The 19674-nt window shown below is 65.8% G+C and carries 20 protein-coding genes and 1 riboswitch; of the genes, 11 read left to right on the top strand and 9 right to left on the bottom strand.

Features of this window, described 5'->3' with window-relative positions; translation table 11 throughout:
* Positions 1-110: 110 nt before the first annotated feature.
* The 3 genes from ABKS89_RS28075 (at position 111) to ABKS89_RS28065 (ending at position 2671) form a co-directional block, all read left to right on the top strand.
* On the top strand, positions 111-908 hold the full coding sequence (locus ABKS89_RS28075) for a transporter substrate-binding domain-containing protein (RefSeq protein WP_138213898.1): 798 nt from the start codon (positions 111-113) through the stop codon (positions 906-908).
* Between the two features lie 133 nt (positions 909-1041).
* A complete protein-coding gene (locus tag ABKS89_RS28070) occupies positions 1042-1944 on the top strand; it encodes an ABC transporter permease subunit (RefSeq protein WP_518301063.1) in 903 nt (300 codons plus the stop codon).
* Positions 1937-2671: an amino acid ABC transporter ATP-binding protein gene (locus ABKS89_RS28065; RefSeq protein WP_348588413.1), complete on the top strand. Its 735-nt coding sequence runs from the start codon at positions 1937-1939 to the stop codon at positions 2669-2671. Before ABKS89_RS28070 ends, ABKS89_RS28065 begins: the two co-directional genes overlap by 8 nt.
* Positions 2672-2937: 266 nt before the next feature.
* On the opposite strand, the gene rhlE2 is transcribed toward ABKS89_RS28065, so the two are convergent.
* From rhlE2 to ABKS89_RS28035, 6 genes are all read right to left on the bottom strand, one after another.
* Positions 2938-5037, bottom strand: coding sequence for an RNA helicase RhlE2 (gene rhlE2, locus ABKS89_RS28060; RefSeq protein WP_348588412.1), 2100 nt, complete (start codon positions 5035-5037; stop codon positions 2938-2940).
* Positions 5038-5191: 154 nt separating this feature from the next.
* A complete protein-coding gene (gene metF, locus ABKS89_RS28055) occupies positions 5192-6040 on the bottom strand; it encodes a methylenetetrahydrofolate reductase [NAD(P)H] (protein ID WP_348588411.1) in 849 nt (282 codons plus the stop codon).
* Positions 6041-6094: 54 nt separating this feature from the next.
* Positions 6095-6625, bottom strand: a complete 531-nt coding sequence (locus tag ABKS89_RS28050; protein WP_348588410.1) for an HD domain-containing protein — start codon at positions 6623-6625, stop codon at positions 6095-6097.
* A gap of 53 nt (positions 6626-6678) precedes the next feature.
* Positions 6679-8085, bottom strand: a complete 1407-nt coding sequence (ahcY, locus tag ABKS89_RS28045) for an adenosylhomocysteinase (RefSeq protein ID WP_348588409.1) — start codon at positions 8083-8085, stop codon at positions 6679-6681.
* Between the two features lie 8 nt (positions 8086-8093).
* A riboswitch (S-adenosyl-L-homocysteine riboswitch) is annotated at positions 8094-8206 on the bottom strand.
* A gap of 216 nt (positions 8207-8422) precedes the next feature.
* Positions 8423-9646: a CaiB/BaiF CoA transferase family protein gene (locus ABKS89_RS28040; RefSeq protein WP_253448041.1), complete on the bottom strand. Its 1224-nt coding sequence runs from the start codon at positions 9644-9646 to the stop codon at positions 8423-8425.
* Positions 9647-9781: 135 nt separating this feature from the next.
* Positions 9782-10963 carry an acyl-CoA dehydrogenase gene (locus tag ABKS89_RS28035; protein WP_192293220.1) on the bottom strand — a complete coding sequence of 394 codons (1182 nt, stop codon included), beginning with the start codon at positions 10961-10963 and terminating at the stop codon, positions 9782-9784.
* Between the two features lie 228 nt (positions 10964-11191).
* Between ABKS89_RS28035 and ABKS89_RS28030 the strand changes: the two genes are divergently transcribed.
* From ABKS89_RS28030 to ABKS89_RS28010, 5 genes are all read left to right on the top strand, one after another.
* The gene (locus tag ABKS89_RS28030) at positions 11192-12100 is read left to right on the top strand and encodes a LysR family transcriptional regulator (RefSeq protein WP_348588408.1); all 909 of its coding nucleotides are present in this window, start codon (positions 11192-11194) and stop codon (positions 12098-12100) included.
* Positions 12101-12205: 105 nt separating this feature from the next.
* On the top strand, positions 12206-12613 hold the full coding sequence (locus ABKS89_RS28025) for an acyl-CoA thioesterase (protein ID WP_138213907.1): 408 nt from the start codon (positions 12206-12208) through the stop codon (positions 12611-12613).
* Positions 12614-12806: 193 nt separating this feature from the next.
* Positions 12807-13814, top strand: coding sequence for an ABC transporter substrate-binding protein (locus tag ABKS89_RS28020; RefSeq protein WP_348588407.1), 1008 nt, complete (start codon positions 12807-12809; stop codon positions 13812-13814).
* Between the two features lie 67 nt (positions 13815-13881).
* Positions 13882-14688 (top strand): ABC transporter permease, encoded by an 807-nt coding sequence (locus tag ABKS89_RS28015; protein WP_348588405.1) that lies wholly within the window; start codon positions 13882-13884, stop codon positions 14686-14688.
* Positions 14688-15464, top strand: a complete 777-nt coding sequence (locus ABKS89_RS28010; RefSeq protein WP_348588404.1) for an ABC transporter ATP-binding protein — start codon at positions 14688-14690, stop codon at positions 15462-15464. Before ABKS89_RS28015 ends, ABKS89_RS28010 begins: the two co-directional genes overlap by 1 nt.
* Positions 15465-15483: 19 nt before the next feature.
* Here ABKS89_RS28010 and ABKS89_RS28005 read toward each other — a convergent pair whose 3' ends face one another.
* Together ABKS89_RS28005 and ABKS89_RS28000 are read right to left on the bottom strand one after the other, a co-directional pair.
* Positions 15484-16476, bottom strand: coding sequence for a TPM domain-containing protein (locus tag ABKS89_RS28005; RefSeq protein WP_348588403.1), 993 nt, complete (start codon positions 16474-16476; stop codon positions 15484-15486).
* A complete protein-coding gene (locus ABKS89_RS28000) occupies positions 16473-17087 on the bottom strand; it encodes a LemA family protein (RefSeq protein WP_192435924.1) in 615 nt (204 codons plus the stop codon). Before ABKS89_RS28000 ends, ABKS89_RS28005 begins: the two co-directional genes overlap by 4 nt.
* 146 nt (positions 17088-17233) lie before the next feature.
* On the opposite strand from ABKS89_RS28000, the gene ABKS89_RS27995 reads away from it, so the two are divergent.
* The 3 genes from ABKS89_RS27995 (at position 17234) to ABKS89_RS27985 (ending at position 19151) form a co-directional block, all read left to right on the top strand.
* Complete coding sequence (locus tag ABKS89_RS27995; protein WP_138213912.1) at positions 17234-18064, top strand: EamA family transporter; 831 nt, start codon at positions 17234-17236, stop codon at positions 18062-18064.
* 100 nt (positions 18065-18164) lie between these two features.
* Complete coding sequence (locus tag ABKS89_RS27990) at positions 18165-18554, top strand: MAPEG family protein (RefSeq protein ID WP_138213913.1); 390 nt, start codon at positions 18165-18167, stop codon at positions 18552-18554.
* A 129-nt stretch (positions 18555-18683) separates the two neighbouring features.
* Positions 18684-19151 carry a c-type cytochrome gene (locus tag ABKS89_RS27985; RefSeq protein ID WP_138213914.1) on the top strand — a complete coding sequence of 156 codons (468 nt, stop codon included), beginning with the start codon at positions 18684-18686 and terminating at the stop codon, positions 19149-19151.
* 79 nt (positions 19152-19230) lie between these two features.
* Here ABKS89_RS27985 and ABKS89_RS27980 read toward each other — a convergent pair whose 3' ends face one another.
* Positions 19231-19629 carry a DUF1090 domain-containing protein gene (locus tag ABKS89_RS27980; RefSeq protein WP_138213915.1) on the bottom strand — a complete coding sequence of 133 codons (399 nt, stop codon included), beginning with the start codon at positions 19627-19629 and terminating at the stop codon, positions 19231-19233.
* Positions 19630-19674 lie beyond the last annotated feature (45 nt).

The following is a 19674-nucleotide window of genomic DNA, read 5'->3' as shown; positions in this document are numbered from 1 at the left end:
CCGCCGCATGGGGTACGCTTCGCACCCTTCTGTGCCCGGCATGCCAGGGCGCGCGCGATTCGATCGCTGGGAAAAACAAGAAGTTCTTTCACTTGCTTGGGAGTATGGGGATGAAAAAGTACCTGGCATCGCTGGTGATGGGCGTCTGCGCCCTGGTCAGCGTGAGCGCGGCTCAGGCCGGCGCCATCGATGAAGCGGCCAAGCGCGGCACCCTGCGCGTAGGCATGGACCCGACCTACATGCCGTTCGAGATGACCAACAAGCGTGGTCAGATCGTCGGTTTCGAAGTGGACCTGCTCAAGGCCATGGCCAAATCCATGAACGTCAAGCTGGAGCTGGTCTCCACCGCCTATGACGGCATCATCCCGGCCCTGCTCACCGACAAGTTCGACATGATCGGCTCGGGCATGACCCTGACCCAGGAACGCAACCTGCGCCTGAACTTCTCCGATCCCTTCATCGTGGTCGGCCAGACCCTGCTGATCCGCAAGGAACTGCAAGGCGAGATCAAGTCCTACAAGGACCTGAACGATGCGAAATACCGCATCACCTCCAAGATCGGCACCACCGGCGAATTCGTCGCCAAGAAGCAGCTGTCCAAGGCCCAGTACCATGGCTTCGACAACGAGCCCGAAGCGGTCATGGACGTGGTCAACGGCAAGGCCGACGCCTTCATCTACGACTCGCCCTACAACGTCGTCGGCGTGAGCAAGTTCGGCGCCGGCAAGCTGGTGCACCTGGACCAGCCGTTCACTTACGAGCCGCTGGCCTTCGGCCTGAAGAAGGGCGACTACGACTCGATCAACTTCATCAACAACTTCCTCAAGCAGATCCGTGAAGACGGCACCTACGATCGTCTGCACGACAAGTGGTTCAAGAGCACCGACTGGCTCAAGGACATGGAATAATCCACGTCTGACGCAAGTCGACCCGACGCGCAGGCCACAAGCCTGCGCGTTCGCATTTTCACGGTAGAGATTCGTGGCTAGAACGAAACGCGCAACCTGGCCCTGGCACGGGCTGACCGGACTGATCCTGCTGATGATCGGCCTGGCCCTCTGGTACTCCACTTCGCTGATTTCCTACGAGTGGCGCTGGAATCGCGTCCCGCAGTACTTCGCCTACCAGGCCGAAGAACCGCTGCGTGCGGACAACGTCTCGCGGGTGGAGAAGATCGAGGGCCAGGGCGGCAATGCTCGCGTCACCCTGGTGGACGAGGATGGCAAGCAGCAGGTGCTCACCGTAGCCGCCGACAGCCTGCAGTTCTCCGAGAACGACGACGTCGCCGAGGGCGATGTGGTCGGCTCGACCCGCCACTGGGCCGCCGGCCCGCTGGCCTGGGGCCTGTGGACCACGGTGTGGATTTCCTTCGTCTCCGGCGCATTCGGCCTGTTCATCGGCCTGTTCACCGGTCTCTGCCGCCTGTCGAAGAACCCGACCCTGCACGACCTCTCGACTCTCTATGTCGAACTGGTACGCGGCACGCCGCTGCTGGTGCAGATCTTCATCTTCTACTTCTTCATCGGCACCGTGCTGAACCTCTCCCGCGAGTTCGCCGGTGTGGCGGCGCTGGCGCTGTTCACCGGCGCCTACGTGGCCGAGATCGTCCGCGCCGGCGTGCAGTCCATCGCCCGTGGCCAGGATGAGGCCGCACGCTCCCTGGGGCTGAACGCCGCACAGTCGATGCGTCACGTGATCCTGCCGCAGGCCTTCAAACGCGTGCTGCCGCCGCTGGCCGGACAGTTCATCAGCCTGGTGAAGGACACTTCCCTGGTCTCGGTGATCGCCATCACCGAATTGACCAAGAGCGGCCGCGAGGCGATCACCACCTCGTTCTCCACCTTCGAGATCTGGTTCTGCGTCGCCGCGCTCTACCTCGTGATCAACCTGCCGCTGTCGCATCTGGCGGGGCGCCTGGAGCGGAGGCTCGGCCAAAGTGATTGAAGTCCGTAATCTGACCAAGGTCTACGACACCCGCGGGCTGGTCGTGCGCGCGGTGGACGATGTCAGCACCGGCGTCGCCCGCGGCGAAGTGGTGGTGGTGATCGGGCCGTCCGGCTCGGGCAAGTCCACCTTCCTGCGCTGCCTGAACGGCCTGGAAGAGTTCGACTCCGGCTCGGTGAGCATCGACGGCGTCGACCTCGCCAACCCGAAGACCGACATCAACGCCTACCGCCGCGAAGTCGGCATGGTGTTCCAGCACTTCAACCTGTTCCCGCACATGACCGTGCTGGAGAACCTGTGCCTGGCGCAGAAGGTCGTGCGCAAGCGCGGCAAGGCCGAGCGCGAAGACAAGGCCCGTGCGCTGCTGGAAAAGGTCGGTATCGGCCAGAAGGCCAACGAGTACCCGTCGCGCCTCTCCGGTGGACAGCAGCAACGCGTGGCGATTGCCCGTGCGCTGTGCATGGAGCCGAAGGTGATGCTGTTCGACGAACCCACCTCGGCGCTCGACCCGGAAATGGTCGGCGAGGTGCTGGACGTGATGAAGACCCTGGCCGTGGAAGGCATGACCATGGTCTGCGTGACCCACGAAATGGGCTTCGCCCGCGAAGTGGCGGATCGCGTGCTGTTCTTCGATCACGGCAAGCTGCTGGAGGACGCCGCCCCGGCGGAATTCTTCGCCCAGCCCAAGGATGCGCGCGCGCAGTCGTTCCTGCGGCAAGTGCTGTGAATTTCGCGCACTGCTGACAAGGCCGCCTTCGGGCGGCTTTTTTGTGCCTGCCCGGAGGGGAAGTCTGTTCTCTGTGATCAGCCGCTGGCACCCGTAGGGCGAATAACCCGGAACGGGTTATCCGCCAGGGCGGCGGATAACGCCGTAGGCGTTATGCGCCCTACGCGGGCAGGTGAGGTGCAGGGCTTTTGTAGGATCACAGGGTGTATCGGCGACAAATCGCGGGCAAAAAGAAACCGCCCCGAAGGGCGGTTTCTTCTACAGCATCACTCGCGGTTGCGGGTCAGCAGCGCGGGACGCTCGGTCTTGCGGCGCGGTTCCAGCTCTTCCAGCTGCTCCGGCGTCGGGAAGCGGTCGGTGCGAACCAGGTCGCGCTTGTTGATCACTACCGGCTGGCGGGTCGGCTTGGCGGCGCCGTACTCGCTCGGCTCGCGCAGCGGGGCGTCGTTCATGCGCGAAGCCGGAGCCTTGCCACCGCGCTTGCGCTGGCCTTGACCCTGGCCCTGCTTGCCCTGGCCGTTACTGCCCTGGCTGCGACCACCGCCGTTAGGCTTCTTGGCGGCGCGACCCTGACCTTGTCCTTGGCCCTGGCTGCGACCTTGACCGCTTCCGCCCTGGCCGCTGCCCTGACCACCCTGGCCGCGGGCGCGCTGCTGGCCCTGACCCTGGTTCTGGCCCTGACCTTGGCCTTGCCCCTGGCCCTGACCGCCACGGCGGCGCTGGCCGCGTTGCTGGTCCTTGTCCGGGAACGGGCTGACGTAGTCGGCGCGGTTGCCGAAGTTGTCGAAGTCGTCGTCGAGGAATTCTTCAGGATCGCGGTTGCCGTCGGCTTTCGCTGCGCGTGCCGGCTTGGCCTGCTGCTGGCCGCCCTGGCCCTGCTGATCGTGCTGCTGGCGGGGCTGGCGCGGTTGACGGGGCTCGCGCGGTTCGCGCGGCTCGCGAGCCTGAGCGTTGGCGTTTGGCTGAGCGTCGCCGCCCTGGCCGTCGCCCTTCTTCTTGCCGCGACCGCCACGACGGCGGCGCTTGCCGGCCGGCTTGTCGCCGTCGGCGGCTTCGCCTTCAGCGCCGGGAGCGGCGCTCTGCTGCTCTTCGGCCTGCGGCTGTTGTGGCTTGTCCTTGTTGCGGTCCTTGCGCTCGCCGCGCTTGGCCTTGTCCTTGCGCGGCTGGCGCTGGGGGGCTTCCTTCGGCTCGGGCTGCTGGACTTCCGGCAGCACGGTGTTGGGGTCGAAGCCCAGCATGTCGCCGTCGGGGATGCGCTGCTTGGTCAGGCGCTCGATGGCCTTGAGCAGCTTGTCCTCGTCCGGCGCCACCAGCGAGATGGCTTCACCGGTACGACCGGCGCGGCCGGTACGGCCGATGCGGTGGACGTAGTCTTCCTCGACGTTGGGCAGCTCGTAGTTGACCACGTGGGGCAACTGGTCGATGTCCAGGCCGCGGGCGGCGATGTCGGTGGCGACCAGGATGCGCACGTCGTTGGCCTTGAAGTCGGCCAGGGCCTTGGTGCGCGCGTTCTGGCTCTTGTTGCCGTGGATCGCGGCAGCCGGCAGGCCGTGCTTGGTCAGGTACTCGGCGAGACGGTTGGCGCCGTGCTTGGTGCGGGTGAACACCAGCACCTGCTCCCAGGCGCCCATGGTCACCAGGTGTGCCAGCAGGGCGCGCTTCTGTACCGACGGAATGCGGAATACGCGCTGCTCGATACGCTCGACGGTGGTGTTCGGCGGGGTGACCTCGATGCGCTCCGGGTTGTGCAGGAGCTTGTTGGTGAGGTCGATGATGTCTTTGGAGAAGGTCGCCGAGAACAGCAGGTTCTGGCGCTTGGCCGGAAGCTTGGCGAGGACCTTCTTCACGTCGTGGATGAAGCCCATGTCGAGCATGCGGTCGGCTTCGTCGAGGACGAGGATTTCCACGCGGGACAGATCGACGCTGCCCTGACCGATCAGGTCGAGCAGGCGGCCGGGGCAGGCGACCAGGACGTCGACGCCCTTGGACATGGCCTGGACCTGCGGATTCATGCCGACGCCACCGAAGATGCAGGCGCTTTTCAGGGGCAGGTCACGGGCGTAGACCTTGAAGCTGTCGTGCACCTGGGCAGCCAGCTCGCGGGTCGGCGTCAGTACCAGGACGCGAGCCTGGCGCGGGCCGTGGCGGTGCTCGCGGTCCGGGTGGCCTTCGGGGAACAGGCGTTCGAGTACCGGGAGGGCGAAGCCGCCGGTCTTGCCGGTGCCGGTCTGGGCGGCAACCATGAGGTCGCGGCCTTGCAGTACGGCGGGGATGGCGCGTTCCTGAACGGGAGTGGGGCGCGCGTAGCCGGCGGCTTCAACGGCGCCAGCCAGGGCCTCGGAGAGACCGAGGGAAGTAAAGGACATGCGGGGTTCCTGTAGGCCGGCGACCTGCCGGCTCGAGGGCGCGTGATTTCAGGCTCGGGGCGAGCGCTCAGCCGATGGCTGGAAGCACCCCGTCCACGATACGCCGGCGTTGCGCTGGCCGGGATCGCGGACGGTAAGCCCGGAGCAATGATCCTCAGCGGGGGAGCTTGAGGTTGTTCCAGAGCGCCAGGCTGGGTTCAGCCTGGTTCAGGGTGTAGAAATGCAGACCGGGTGCGCCGCCCTCGAGGAGGCGTTCGCACATTTCGGTGATGACCTGCTCACCAAAGGCCTGGATGCTGGCGATGTCGTCGCCGTAGGCTTCCAGCTGCTTGCGAATCCAACGGGGGATTTCCGCGCCACAGGCGTCGGAGAAGCGGGCCAGTTTGGTGTAGTTGGTGATCGGCATGATACCCGGTACGACCGGAATGCTGACACCGAGTTTCTCCGCACGCTCGACAAAATGGAAGTAGCTGTCGGCGTTGAAGAAGTATTGTGTGATGGCAGAGTCGGCGCCGGCTTTGACCTTGCGCACGAAATTCGCCAAATCATCCTCGAAATTGCGTGCCTGCGGGTGAACTTCCGGATAGGCGGCAACTTCGATGTGGAAGTGATCGCCGGTTTCGGCGCGGATGAAGTCCACCAGTTCGTTGGCGTAGCGCAGCTCACCGCTGGCCATGCCCATGCCCGAAGGCAGGTCGCCGCGCAGGGCGACGATGCGACGGATGCCGGCGTCCTTGTAGTGGGCCAGCAGGGCGCGCAGCTCGGGCTTGGTGTCGCCGACGCAGGACAGGTGCGGTGCGGTCGGCACCTTCACTTCGCCATCCAGCTGCAGCACGGTGGTCAGGGTACGGTCGCGGGTGGAGCCGCCGGCACCATAGGTGCAGGAGAAGAAGTCGGGCTTTTTCGCGGCCAGCTGGCTTGCGGTGGCCAGCAGTTTTTCATGGCCGGCTTCGGTCTTGGCGGGGAAGAACTCGAAGCTGAAACGGCGTTCTTTCTGACTCATGGTCGTTCCTTCGGCGCCGCGTCATCGCGTGGCTGCCGGCATGTGCCGTCGACTTCAGAAGTAACGGCGGTAGTTGTCTATCTTCGTGCGCAGTCGCTCGGCGCTGGGCTCGTGCGCATGGCCGAGGACGGCCAGGATGCGCTGCGACTGAACATGGTATTCGGCGATCTTGCTCCGCGCCCAGGTCGAGGGTGGCGGCTGCAGGTTGGTGATCCGGTCGCACAGCTTGACGATCGCATACTGCGGCGCGCCGGTCGCCAGCCTTTCGAGGTAGATGTCGAATGGCAGTTTCTCGCCATTCACCACCTTGCTCAGGCGCTGGGCGCCTTCGGCGACAAAGTCGCCGAAACGCGTCTGCAGTTCCTCGAAGGGCACCGGGGTGTCTTCGAGCACGTCGTGCAGCAGGGCGATCTGGACCGTTTCCGCCAGGCGCTGGATGGGCGCTTCGCGGTCGGCCGCCATCACTTCATTGGTCACCATCGCCAGGTGGACTGCGTAGGGCAGCGTCGAGGCGGTCAGCGTCTGCCCGGCGTGAGCGCCGGCGGCGAAGAGCCAGGCCTGGTTGTAGCTGTCCTGCAGATCCATGGGGCACCAGATGGCAAAGAGGGCAGACGATTGCTCGTCTGCCCTCTGGCACATCAGTAGCGGTAGGTGTCCGGCTTGAACGGGCCTTCCACGGTCACACCGATGTACTCGGCCTGTTTCGGGGTCAGCTGGGTGACGACGCCACCGAAGCCTTTGACCATTTCCAGGGCCACTTCTTCGTCCAGTTTCTTCGGCAGGACTTCGACGGTCAGACGCTCGGCTTTCTTCTGCGCGGAGAGGTCAGCGTACTTCTGCTCGAACAGGAAGATCTGCGCCAGCACCTGGTTGGCGAACGAGCCGTCCATGATGCGGCTCGGGTGGCCGGTGGCGTTGCCCAGGTTCACCAGACGGCCTTCGGCCAGCAGGATCAGGTAGTCGTCGTTGGCCGGATCGAAGTCGCCAGCGCCGGTGCGGTGGATCTTGTGCACCTGCGGCTTCACCTCTTCCCAGGCCCAGGTCTTGCGCATGAAGGCGGTGTCGATCTCGTTGTCGAAGTGACCGATGTTGCACACCACGGCGCGCTTCTTCAGCGCTTTGAGCATGCCGGCGTCGCAGACGTTGACGTTGCCGGTGGTGGTGACGATCAGGTCGATCTTGCCCAGCAGGGCGGCGTCAACGCTGGCTTCGGTGCCGTCGTTCAGGCCGTTCTTGTACGGGGAGACCAGCTCGAAGCCGTCCATGCAGGCCTGCATGGCGCAGATCGGGTCGACTTCGGAAACCTTCACGATCATGCCTTCCTGGCGCAGGGACTGGGCGGAGCCCTTGCCCACGTCGCCGTAGCCGATCACCAGCGCTTGCTTGCCCGACAGCAGGTGGTCGGTGCCGCGCTTGATGGCGTCGTTCAGGCTGTGACGGCAGCCGTACTTGTTGTCGTTCTTGCTCTTGGTCACAGCGTCGTTGACGTTGATCGCCGGGACTTTCAGGGTGCCGGCCTTGAGCATGTCGAGCAGGCGGTGCACACCGGTGGTGGTCTCTTCGGTGACGCCGTGGATGCGCTCGAGCATCTGCGGGTATTTCTTGTGCAGGATTTCGGTCAGGTCACCGCCGTCGTCCAGCACCATGTTGGCGTCCCACGGCTGGCCATCCTTGAGGATGGTCTGCTCGATGCACCACTCGTATTCCTGCTCGGTCTCGCCTTTCCAGGCGAAGACCGGGATGCCGGCGGCGGCGATGGCGGCAGCGGCCTGGTCCTGGGTGGAGAAGATGTTGCAGGACGACCAGCGGACCTCTGCACCGAGCGCAGTGAGCGTCTCGATCAGCACGCCGGTCTGGATGGTCATGTGGATGCAGCCGAGGATCTTCGCGCCTTTCAGCGGCTGGCTGGCGGCGTACTTGCGGCGCAGGCCCATCAGAGCCGGCATTTCGGACTCGGCGATGATCAGCTCGCGGCGGCCCCAGGCGGCCAGGGAAATGTCGGCGACTTTGTAGTCAGTAAAAGCAGCGCTCATGTGTAACTCCATTCGTTGTCTGCGAATGGGCGCCGTTGATGCGTTTGGCGATCGGCGGCAGCCGACCGTGACGCGCCCCGTCCGAGCCTGACAAGCCGAAGCGAATCGACCTGCTGCAGCGCCCCTCGGACAGGTGGCGGGAACGACCGGGCAGCGCCGGCCGTTATTGAAGCTCGCGGATTATAGCCATGGCGCATGACAAGCCAAAGGCTTTTGGTCGCGTTCGCGCAATGGATCGCGGCCGGGATCCCCGTCGCGCCCGCGCCAGGGGCCGTGAAAACCCTGGCGCGGGCGTCGTTGCGGGGATCGTTGGGCGCCCGCTGGAGCGCGGCGCCGGCTGTCAGTTGGCTCAGATCACGCCGTCGTCGCGCAGCTTGCCGATGGCGGCCTGGTCCAGGCCCAGCACGCCTTCGAGGATTTCCTGGGTGTGCTGGCCGAGGGTCGGCGGGGCGTTGCGGTATTCCACGGGCGTCTCGGACAGACGGATCGGGCTGGCCACCTGCGGCACGCTGCCAGCCAGCGGATGCGGCAGGTCCACGCGCAGGCCGCGGGCGATCACCTGCGGGTCGGCGAAGACCTGCGCGAGATCGTTGATCGGGCCGCAGGGCACGCTGGCCTGTTCCAGCAACGTGATCCATTCGGCAGTGGTGCGCATCACGGTGGACTGGCGGATCAGCGGGATCAGCACCTCGCGGTGCGCCACGCGCGCCTGGTTGGTGGCGAAGCGCTCGTCGGTGGCCCATTCCGGGTGGCCCGCCAGTTCGGCGAACTTGCGGAACTGGCCGTCGTTGCCGACGGTGAGGATGAGGTCGCCATCGGCGGTGGGGAAGTCCTGGTACGGCACGATGTTCGGGTGCGCGTTGCCCAGGCGGCGCGGTGGGTTGCCGGTGGTCAGGTAGTTCAGGGTCTGGTTGGCCAGGCAGGCGACCTGCACGTCCAGCAGCGCCATGTCGATGTGCTGGCCGATGCCGCTGACGTCGCGGTGGGCGAGGGCGGCGAGGATCGCGGTGGACGAGTACAGGCCGGTGAGGATGTCGGTCAGCGCGACGCCGACCTTCACCGGGCCGGCGCCCTCCTCGGCGTCGGAACGGCCGGTCAGGCTCATCAGGCCGCCCAGGCCCTGGATCATGAAGTCGTAGCCGGCGCGCTTGGCGTAGGGGCCGAACTGGCCGAAGCCGGTGATCGAGCAGTAGATCAGCTTCGGGTTCAGCGCCTTCAGCGACTCGTAGTCCAGGCCGTAGGCTTTCAGGCCGCCGACCTTGAAATTCTCCAGCACGATGTCGGCCTTGGCGGCGAGTTCGCGCACCAGGCGCTGGCCTTCGGGCTGGGTGAAGTCGATGGTCAGGGATTTCTTGTTGCGGTTCGCCGACAGGTAATACGCCGCTTCGCTGGTGTCGCGGCCATCGCTGTCCTTGAGGAACGGCGGGCCCCAGGCGCGGGTGTCGTCGCCGCTGCCGGGGCGCTCGATCTTGATCACTTCCGCGCCGAGGTCGGCGAGGATCTGCCCGGCCCAGGGGCCGGCGAGAACGCGGGAGAGGTCGAGGACACGGATGTGCGAAAGGGCGCCGGACATGCAATCACCTGCAACGTGAATAGGGGCGGGGAGGGCGCAGTGCGGGGACTCCACGGTCCTCCCCGGGGCCTCTCGGGCGAGAGGTAAGCGGTCGCCAACCCGGCCCTCGATGAGAGCCGGGCCGGCGCGAGGCGTTTAGAAGAACGCCTGGATGCCGGTCTGGGCGCGGCCGAGGATCAGCGCGTGGACGTCGTGGGTACCTTCGTAGGTGTTCACCACTTCCAGGTTGACCAGGTGGCGGGCAACGCCGAACTCGTCGGAGATGCCGTTGCCGCCGAGCATGTCGCGGGCCAGGCGGGCGATGTCCAGGGCCTTGCCGCAGCTGTTGCGCTTCATGATCGAGGTGATTTCGACGGCGGCGGTGCCTTCGTCCTTCATCCGGCCCAGGCGCAGGCAGCCTTGCAGGGCGAGGGTGATGTCGGTCTGCATGTCGGCCAGTTTCTTCTGGATCAGCTGGTTGGCAGCCAGCGGGCGGCCGAACTGCTTGCGGTCCAGGGTGTACTGGCGAGCGGTGTGCCAGCAGGCTTCGGCGGCACCCAGGGCGCCCCAGGAGATGCCGTAGCGGGCGGAGTTCAGGCAGGTGAACGGACCACGCAGGCCGCGCACGTCCGGGAAGGCGTTCTCTTCCGGGCAGAACACGTTGTTCATCACGATCTCGCCGGTGATCGAGGCGCGCAGGCCGACCTTGCCGTGGATCGCCGGGGCGGACAGGCCTTCCCAGCCTTTTTCCAGGACGAAGCCACGGATCTGGCCTTCGTCATCCTTGGCCCAGACCACGAAGACGTCGGCGATCGGGCTGTTGGTGATCCACATCTTGGCGCCGGTCAGGCGGTAGCCGCCGTCGACTTTCTTGGCGCGGGTGATCATCGAGCCCGGGTCGGAGCCGTGGTCCGGCTCGGTCAGGCCGAAGCAGCCGATGTATTCGCCGCTGGCCAGTTTCGGCAGGTATTTCTGCTTGGTGGCTTCGTTGCCGAATTCGTTGATCGGCACCATCACCAGGGAGGACTGCACGCTCATCATCGAGCGGTAGCCGGAGTCGATGCGCTCGACTTCACGGGCGATCAGGCCGTAGCACACGTAGTTCAGGCCGCTGCCGCCGTATTGTTCGGGGATGGTCGCGCCGAGCAGGCCGGTTTCGCCCATCTCGCGGAAGATCGCCGGGTCGGTCTGCTCGTGGCGGAAGGCTTCCAGCACGCGCGGGGCCAGCTTGTCCTGGGCGAACTGGTAGGCGCTGTCGCGCACCATGCGCTCTTCTTCGGTGAGTTGCTGATCCAGCAGCAGCGGATCTTCCCAGTTGAAGCTTGCTTTGGTCGCCATGGAGAAACCTCGAACGCAGACAGTGAAAGACCCGCACAAGTCTAGGCGGGCTCGGTGTGGGCCATCCTAGTCAGCCGTCGGGAAGCCGGGCAACCGACTAATTCGCACGCTGTTGTGCTATTTTGTCACTCCGTAATCGCCTGCTTGCGGCGCTATTTTGCGCGTCAGCCTCTATATCAGGCGTTCCTGGCGTTTCCTGCGCATCACGATATTCCGAAGAGGCATTCGATGCGACGCAAGATCCCGACCACCGCGGCGCTGGTCGCCTTCGAATCCGCCGCCCGCCACGAGAGTTTCACCAAGGCCGCCGACGAACTGTCGCTGACCCAGAGCGCTATCTGCCGGCAGATCGCCACGCTGGAGGAGTTCCTCGGCGTCGAGCTGTTTCGCCGTTCGCGGCGCGGGGTGAAGCTGACCGAAGCAGGGCTCAACTACAGCCGCCGCGTCGCCCAGCGGCTGGACGCCGTGGAGCGCGACACCCTGGCGGTGATGGGCCAGCAGGGCGGCGGCACGCTGGAGCTGGCGGTGGTGCCAACCTTCGCCACCCAGTGGCTGCTGCCGCGGCTGAAGGACTTCAAGCGCCTGCACCCGGAAGTCACGGTCAACCTGACCAACCGCACCCGGCCCTTCCTCTTCGCCGACACCGAGTTCGATGCCGCGCTGTATTTCGGCGATGGCGTGTGGTCCGGTACGGTCGCCAACTTCCTAATGCACGAGAACCCGGTGCCGGTGTGCAGCCTTGAGCTATTGGATGGGCGGAGGGAGCTGTCCGCGGCGCAGATCGCCGAGCTGCCGCTGATGCAGCAGACCACCCGGCCCTACGCCTGGCGCCAGTGGTTCGGCTCGCTGGGCATGAGCGTGGCGCACGACATGAGCGGCACCCGCTACGAGCTGTTCTCCATGCTCGCCCAGGCGGCGATGCATGGTATGGGCGTGGCGCTGATTCCGCCGATGCTGATCCAGCAGGAGCTGGCCGACGGCCGGCTGATCGTGCCGATGCAACATGCCTATTTGAGCGAAAATGCCTATTACCTGATGATTCCCGAACGCAAGGTGGAGTCGGCGACCCTGGGCGCGTTCCGCGACTGGCTGGTCGACGAGGCGGCACGGTACAGAGCCGAAGCCGGCCTTGGCTGAGCCATGACAAGCAGACAGGCGCCGGCCGGGTCCAGACTTGCATAGCCGGCGGGGCTTTCCCCGTCATCGCGCTCACGAGGCGCAATCTCCCAAGAAGGAGCTTCCATGAATTTCCATACCCGCAAATGGGTCAAGCCTGAAGACCTCAACCCGAACGGCACCCTGTTCGGCGGCAGTCTTCTGAAGTGGATCGACGAAGAAGCGGCGATCTACGCCATCGTTCAGCTGGGCAACCAGCGCGTGGTCACCAAGTTCATCTCCGAGATCAACTTCGTCAGCTCCGCGCGCCAGGGCGACATCATCGAACTGGGCATCACCGCCACCGAGTTCGGCCGCACCTCGATTACCCTGAGCTGCGAAGTGCGCAACAAGATCACCCGCAAGAGCATTCTCACGGTCGACAAGATGGTCTTCGTCAACATCGGCCCGGACGGTCAGCCGGCGCCGCACGGCCGCACCGAGATCCTCTACATCAAGGACCAGTTCAAGGACGACGCCATTCCCCAGCCCTGATGGCTGACTCGCCGAGGTGATTGCCAGCGTGCCCGGAGCCAAGCCGAACCGCGGCGAAAACCTTTGCATTTGCGTCGATTGAATGTGAGCCTTTGCCCGCCCACGGCGGGCATGGGCCGACGCACGCTCCCCGCCGATCCAGCAGCACGCATTCACCCGAATGTGCCTGCAAAACAATGACCGGGGAGAGACCATGCACACCACCTTCGCATCCGCGCTGCGCCAACTGGCCGTGGCCACCTGCGCCAGCCTGCTGCTGGCCGGCGCCGCGCACGCCGCAGCGATCAAGGCCGACACCAAGCCCGAAGCCGGCACCTTCAAGATGGGCATGCAGCCCTGGCTGGGCTACGGCCAGTGGTATGTCGCCGAACAGGCTGGCGCCTTCAAGGCCAACGGCCTGGAACAGGTCGAGCTGGTCAACTTCACCGAAGACAAGGACATGAACGCCGCCCTGGCCAGCGGCCAGATCGACGGCGGCAACCTCGCCACCCACACCGCCATGGCCATGGTCGCCGCCGGCCTGCCGGTGAAGATCGTCCTGCTGCTGGACCAGAGCACCAGCGCCGACGCGCTGATCGTCGACCCGTCGATCAAGACCCTGACCGACCTCAAGGGCAAGCAGGTTGCCTACGAAGAAGGCACCACCAGCGACATCCTCCTGCACAGCGCCCTGCGCAAGGCCGGCCTGACCATCGCCGATGTGCAGCCGGTGCCGATGCCTGCCGCCAACGCCGGCAGCGCGCTGATCGCCGGCCAGGTCCCGGCCGCCGTGACCTACGAGCCCTACCTGTCCGCCGCCAAGCAGCAGAACCCCAAGGTCAACCTGCTGTACAAGGGCTCGGATGATCCGGGCATCATCAGCGACGTATTCGTGGTCCGCGATGAGGTCCTGAAGGAGCGTCCCGGCCAGGTGCTGGCGCTGATCAAGAGCTGGGAAGCCGGCCTCAAGCACTACAACGAGCAGGGCGCCGAAGGCCGCGCCGCCATCGCCAAGGGCGTGGGCGCCGACGAGTCCGAGCTGACCAGCGCCTTCGACGGCGTGCACTTCTACTCGGTGAAGGAGAACAAGACCGAGCTGAAGGGCGCCTTCCAGAAGGGCTCGTTCGAGCACATCCAGAAGGCCGCCAGCGAAGCCGGCATCCTCCAGCAGCCGGTCACCCCGGCGCAGGCCATCGACGCGCGCTTCGTCGAGGCTCTCTGACTTCGTGATCCACCCCGCGCGCCGGCCCTGAGCCGGCGCGCGTCTTTCTCCGTTCGACGAGCCCGACATGAAAGCCCGTAAATCCAACCCGCTGTTCACCATCGGCAAGCCGATCGCGCAGCGCCACTTCCTGCTCATCGGCGGCGCCGTGTTCGTCCTGCTGGCGCTGCTCTGGTGGCTGGCCGGCGCCAGCGGCGCAGTGCCGAAGATCTTCCTGCCGGCGCCCGGCGACGTCTGGGCGCGGATGCTCAAGCTGGCCGCCGACGGAACCCTGTGGTCGGACCTGAAGGTCAGCGTGTACCGCATTGCCGTGGCCTTCCTGGTGTCCTCGGCGATGTCCATCGTGATCGGCGTATTCGCCGGCTGCTACGGCTTCTGGAAAGCCACCACCGAGCCGCTGGTGGACTTCGTGCGCTACATGCCGGTGGTTGCCTTCGTCCCGCTGACCATCCTCTGGGCCGGTACCAGCGACTTCCAGAAATTCCTCATCATCTGGATCGGCACCTTCTTCCAGCAGGTGCTGATGGTGATGGATGCCATCAAGCGCGTGCCGGCGGACTTCGTCGGCCTCGGCCGTACCCTCGGCATGCCGGACCGTCGCATACTCTTGAAGATCGTCCTGCCCAGTGCGCTGCCGGGCATCTGGGACGCCCTGCGGATCAGCCTCGGCTGGGCCTGGACCTGGCTGGTGCTGGCCGAACTGGTGGCCGCGACCTCGGGCCTGGGCTATCGCATCACCGTGTCCCAGCGCTTCTTCCAGACCGACACCATCATTGGCTACATCCTTCTGCTGGGCTTCCTCGGGCTGGTCACCGACCAGGCCATGCGCGCCGGCGAGAAGGTCCTGTTCCGCTACAACCGGAGACGCAGCTGATGGCGACCCTGGAAATCTCCGGCCTGAACAAGAGCTTCGCGGTCGGCAAGGAGCGCCGCGAGGTGCTGCGCAGTATCGACCTGACCCTGGCGGACAACGAGTTCGTTTCCATCGTCGGCACCTCGGGCTGCGGCAAGAGCACGCTGCTGTCCATCGCTGCCGGCCTGGAGGAATTCGACAGCGGTAGCGTGAAGGTGGACGGTGTGCCGATCGCAGGTCCCGGCCTGGACCGTGGCGTGGTGTTCCAGTCCTACACCCTGCTGCCCTGGCTCACTGCGCGGCAGAACGTCGAGTTCGCCCTCAAGGCGGCCGGCATGTCCCGCGCGCAGTGCCGCGAGATCGCCGACGAGCACCTGGAGCTGGTGAAGCTGACGAAGTTCGCCGAGGCCTATCCGAACGAATTGTCCGGCGGCATGAAGCAGCGCGTGGCGATTGCCAGAGCGCTGTCCTACCGGCCGAAGATCCTGCTGATGGACGAGCCCTTCGGCGCGCTGGATGCCATGACCCGCCACCAGATGCAGGAGCTGCTCACGCGCATCTGGGAGACCCACCGGCTGACAGTGATGTTCGTCACCCATGACGTGGAGGAGGCGGTCTACCTGTCCGACCGCATCGTGGTGATGGGCCTGGGCCCGGGGCGGATCAAGACCACCTTCGACGTGAAGCTCGGCCGCCCGCGCCACGAGGACATGGCCGCCAGCGCCGAGTTCATCGACCTGCAGCGGCAGGTGCTGCGTTCGATCCGCGAAGAAGAGCAGGGCGTCACTTCCCTGTAGTTCTCAAGCGTGCATGGGCTTACCAGCGGCCGGAGGCCCCGCCGCCGCCGCTGGAGCCACCGCCGCCACGGAAGCCACCGCCTCCGCCGCCCCCACGCCCACCGCCGCCACGGCCGATCGAGCTGATGATCATCAGCAGCAGCTGCAGTACGCCCGAGGTCAGCCACATCGGCGGCAGGAAGAAGATGTACAGCACCAGCGGAATTGAGAAGGAACCGATCATCTGCTGCTGCAGGGCTGCGGGATTGGACTCGCTGAACAGCAATACCGCCGAGGCCACGCCGCCGACCAGCGCACTGCACAGCAGGTAGCGGCCCATGCTGCGCTGGCGCAGCCACTGCACCGGGAACAGCAGGCACAGCAGCGGCACACCCACCAGCAGGGCGAGCAGGCCGAGCAGGCGCGCAGGCGGGATGTCCTCGGCGGCGCTGGCGTTGCGGTTGGAGTAGGCGTCGCTGTAGCCCGTCACCGGGCCCGTCTGCGGCAACTGATCCGCTGCGCCCGCATCGGGTTCGGCAGGGGCTGCCGCTGGCGGTTCTATCAGCGCTATCAGGCTGTCCACGCCGGCCTGGATGCCGCCGGCGAAGTCACCGGTCTTGAAGTGCGGGACGATCTGATCGCGGATGATGCGCCCGGCCTGCACGTCGGTGATGGTGCCTTCCAGGCCGTAGCCGACTTCGATGCGCAGCGCGCGGTCATTCTTGGCGACCACCAGCAGCACGCCGTCGTCCACGCCCTTGCGCCCCAGCTTCCACTGTTCGAAGGCGCGGACCGCGTAGTCCTCGATGCTGTCCTCGCCGGTACTGGGGATCAGCAGCACGGCGATCTGCGCACCCTTGCGCTGCTCCAGGCCGGCGAGCTGGCTTTCCAGCTGCGCGCGCTGGCCCGCGTCGAGTGTCTGGGTGAGGTCGGTGACGCGGGCGCTGAGCGGTGGGATGGCGACCGGCGCCGCCTGCAGCAGGCTCGCCCAGCACAGCAGCAGGGCGGCCAGCAGCCAGCGCGGCAGGGTCATTGCGCGGGCTGCGCCGGCGCGTTGCCGAAGTCCACTTTAGGCGCGGTGGAGATGGCGGCTTCGTTCTCCACGCTGAAGTTGGCCTTGGGCTGGTAGCCGAAGATCTTCGCGGTGATCACCTGCGGGAACTGGCGAATCATCACGTTGTACTCCTGCACGGACTTCACGTAGCGGCCGCGGGCGACGGTGATGCGGTTCTCGGTGCCTTCGAGCTGGGTCAGCAGGTCCTTGAACAGGCCGTCGGCCTTGAGCTGCGGGTAGTTCTCGGTGACCACCAGCAGGCGCGAGAGCGCCGAGCTGAGTTCGCCCTGGGCCTGCTGGAAGCGCTTCACGGCAGCCTCGTCGCCGAGCTGGTCGGCGTTGAGCGTGGTGCTGCCGACCTTGGCGCGGGCCTCGGTCACCTGGGTCAGCACGCTGGCTTCATGGGAGGCGTAGCCCTTCACGGTGCTGACCAGGTTGGGGATCAGGTCGGCGCGGCGCTGGTACTGGTTGAGCACTTCCGACCAGGCAGCCTTCACCTGCTCGTCGCCGGCCTGCATGGCGTTGTAGCCGCAACCGGAGAGCAGGGTGACCAGGATGTAGCCGGTGAGGAACTTGATCAAACGGGGCATGGCAGACGCTCGTGCTGGCGAAAAGGCCCAGTCTAGGTCAGTTCCGGCTGAGGAGTCAGATGGAAATGTCCGAAACAGCCGATGCTTGCGGGCCATGGGGTGGCTCGGGGTAGAATTGGCTTGGTCTATACCAGGAGTTCGCTTTCGTGCTCGCCACTACCCTGGTGCTGCTGGCCGCCCTGCTGCACGCCACCTGGAACACCCTCGTCAAATTCAGCAGCGACCGCCTGCTGGTGGTCGCCTGCATGGACATGGTCGGCCTGGCCGCCGCGCTGGTCCTGCTGCCCTGGATCGAGATTCCCCCTGCCGAGGTCTGGCCCTGGCTGCTGGCCGCCGTGTCGCTGCAGCTGGTGTACCGGGTGCTGCTGATCCAGGCCTACAAGGTCGGCGACCTGGGGCTGGTCTACCCGCTGATGCGCGGGTTGTCGCCGCTGGTGGTGCTGGCGCTGACCTTGTACTTCGGTGGCGAGCACCTGACCGACAAGCAGATCCTTGGCATCCTGCTGATCCCGGTCGGCATGCTGTTCCTGCTCAAGGGCGGTGGCGGCTCGAAGCTGCCGTGGATCGCCTATCCCACCGTGCTGCTGATGGGTGTGTGCATCGGCAGCTACACCTGGACCGACGGCAACGCGCTGAAGCTCTGGCCCAAGCCGCTGGACTACCTGGTCTGGCTGTCGCTGCTGTCCGGCCTGCCGTTCCCGCTGGTGGCGCTGGTCGGGCGAACGCGAGCCTTCGCCAAGTTCTGGATCAACGACTGGAAGCTCGGCCTGAGTGTCGGCTTCTGCGTGCTGCTCAGCTACGGGCTGGTGCTCTGGGCCATGCAGATGGGCTCCATCGCCGAGGCCGCCGCGCTGCGCGAGACCAGCGTGCTGCTGGTGGTGCTGTTCGGTATGCGCTTCCTCAAGGAGCCCTTCGGCCTGCCGCGCCTGGCCGCCTGCAGCCTGGTGCTGGCGGGCATGCTGGTGATGAAGCTCTGAGGATTGGCCCGCGCTACGCCGCGTGGCGCCAGGCCGGTCAAGGACGCGGCGTGCGGCGATGACCTAAGCTGCGCGCTTTCCCCTCGACGAGATTCCCCCCATGCCCATTGCCTTCTGGTGCGTCCTGATCGCGATCTTCCTGCCCTACGTCGGCACCAGCCTCGCCAAGTTCACCGGTGGCGGCTTCGGTCCCCGGCAGAACCACGACCCGCGCACCTTCCTCGCCACGCTGGAGGGCTACCGCAAGCGCGCCAACGCCTTCCAGATGAACAGCTTCGAGGTCACCCCGGCCTTCGCCGCGGCGGTGATCATCGCCTACGTGGTGAACAACGCCGAACCCGCCACCATCGACCGCCTGGCCATCGCCTGGGTCACCAGCCGCCTGCTCTACCTGATCTTCTACGTCGCCGACCTGGCGCTGCTGCGCTCGCTTGTCTGGTTCCTCGGCATGGGCCTGATCATCGCGATCTTCGTCGTTTCGGCCGCCTGAACGGCGGCTGAACGAAAGGCGCACGGCTGCGGCGGATGGCCGCAGCTGCTTGGGCGTGGTCTGGAACATTCGGACATCGGGGCGGATAATCCGGCGCTTCCGTGAATAGCCGTCCTACAAGAGTCCCCCATGAAGTTGAAGACCCTGCTCGTTCTGCTGCTCGCCGGCACGGCGCTCGCCGGCTGCCATCGCCAGGACCCCAACTCGCCGGAGTACAAGCGCCAGGCGGTGTTCAAGGAGATGCTCAAGACCAGCGAGGACATGGGCGGCATGCTGCGCGGACGCATCCCCTTCGATGCGGACAAGTTCCGCGCGAACTCGACCAAGCTCGGCGAGCTGGCCGACAAGCCCTGGCAGTATTTCCCCACTACCCAGCCGCCAGCTGACAAGGTGGAAAGCGACGATACCCGCGCCAAGGCGGAAATCTGGCAGCGCCAGCTGGAGTTCCAGGCCGACGCCAAGACCTTCCAGCAGGCTGTCCACGCGCTTGGCGAGAACACCCGCAACGCCGCGCCGACGCCCGAGGGCGTGCGCAAGGACTTCGCCGCGGTGGAAGACGCCTGCGAAGCCTGCCACAAGAAATTCCGCGCGCTCTAAAGCGCAGAGCAGTGGCGGACCTTGTCCGCCTTCGCGGGCGTGGCCCGCTCCAGCAGGGGCGGGCCGATTCGCGCTCCGGTTACTCCTCCAGCTCGCGCTTGGCCTGCTCCAGTTCGGCGCGTGCTTCAGCCAGCTTGTCCTTGCGCTTCTCGATCTTCTCCGCGTCGCCCTTGTTCATCGCCTTTCGCAGGTCCTTCTCGCGCTGGGCGACGTCCTTCTCGGCATCCAGCACGTTCTGCTTGCGCTCCTGCGTGAGGCTGGCGTCGGTGCAGTAGGTCTTCACCTTTTCCAGCGCGGTCTGCAGGCCGGCAACTCGGTTGCCGTTGCCCTGGGCCTTGGCCTGTTCGAGCTGGGTTTCGATGGCGGCACGCTTGGCCGCGCAGCCGGTCAGCGGTTGCTTGGCGGCATCGGCGGCAAGCAGCGGGCTTGAGCAGCCGAGGGCGAGAACGGCGGCCAGCAGGGCAGAGCTTCGGAACATTTTCGGAGTCCTTGGTTACCAAACACTATGACGTTGGAGTCAACG

The organism is Pseudomonas sp. LABIM340, assembly GCF_040017195.2.
Taxonomy (GTDB): Bacteria; Pseudomonadota; Gammaproteobacteria; order Pseudomonadales; family Pseudomonadaceae; genus Pseudomonas.
Note: the sequence above shows the minus strand (reverse complement) of the source record. Positions and strands in the feature narration are given on the sequence as shown.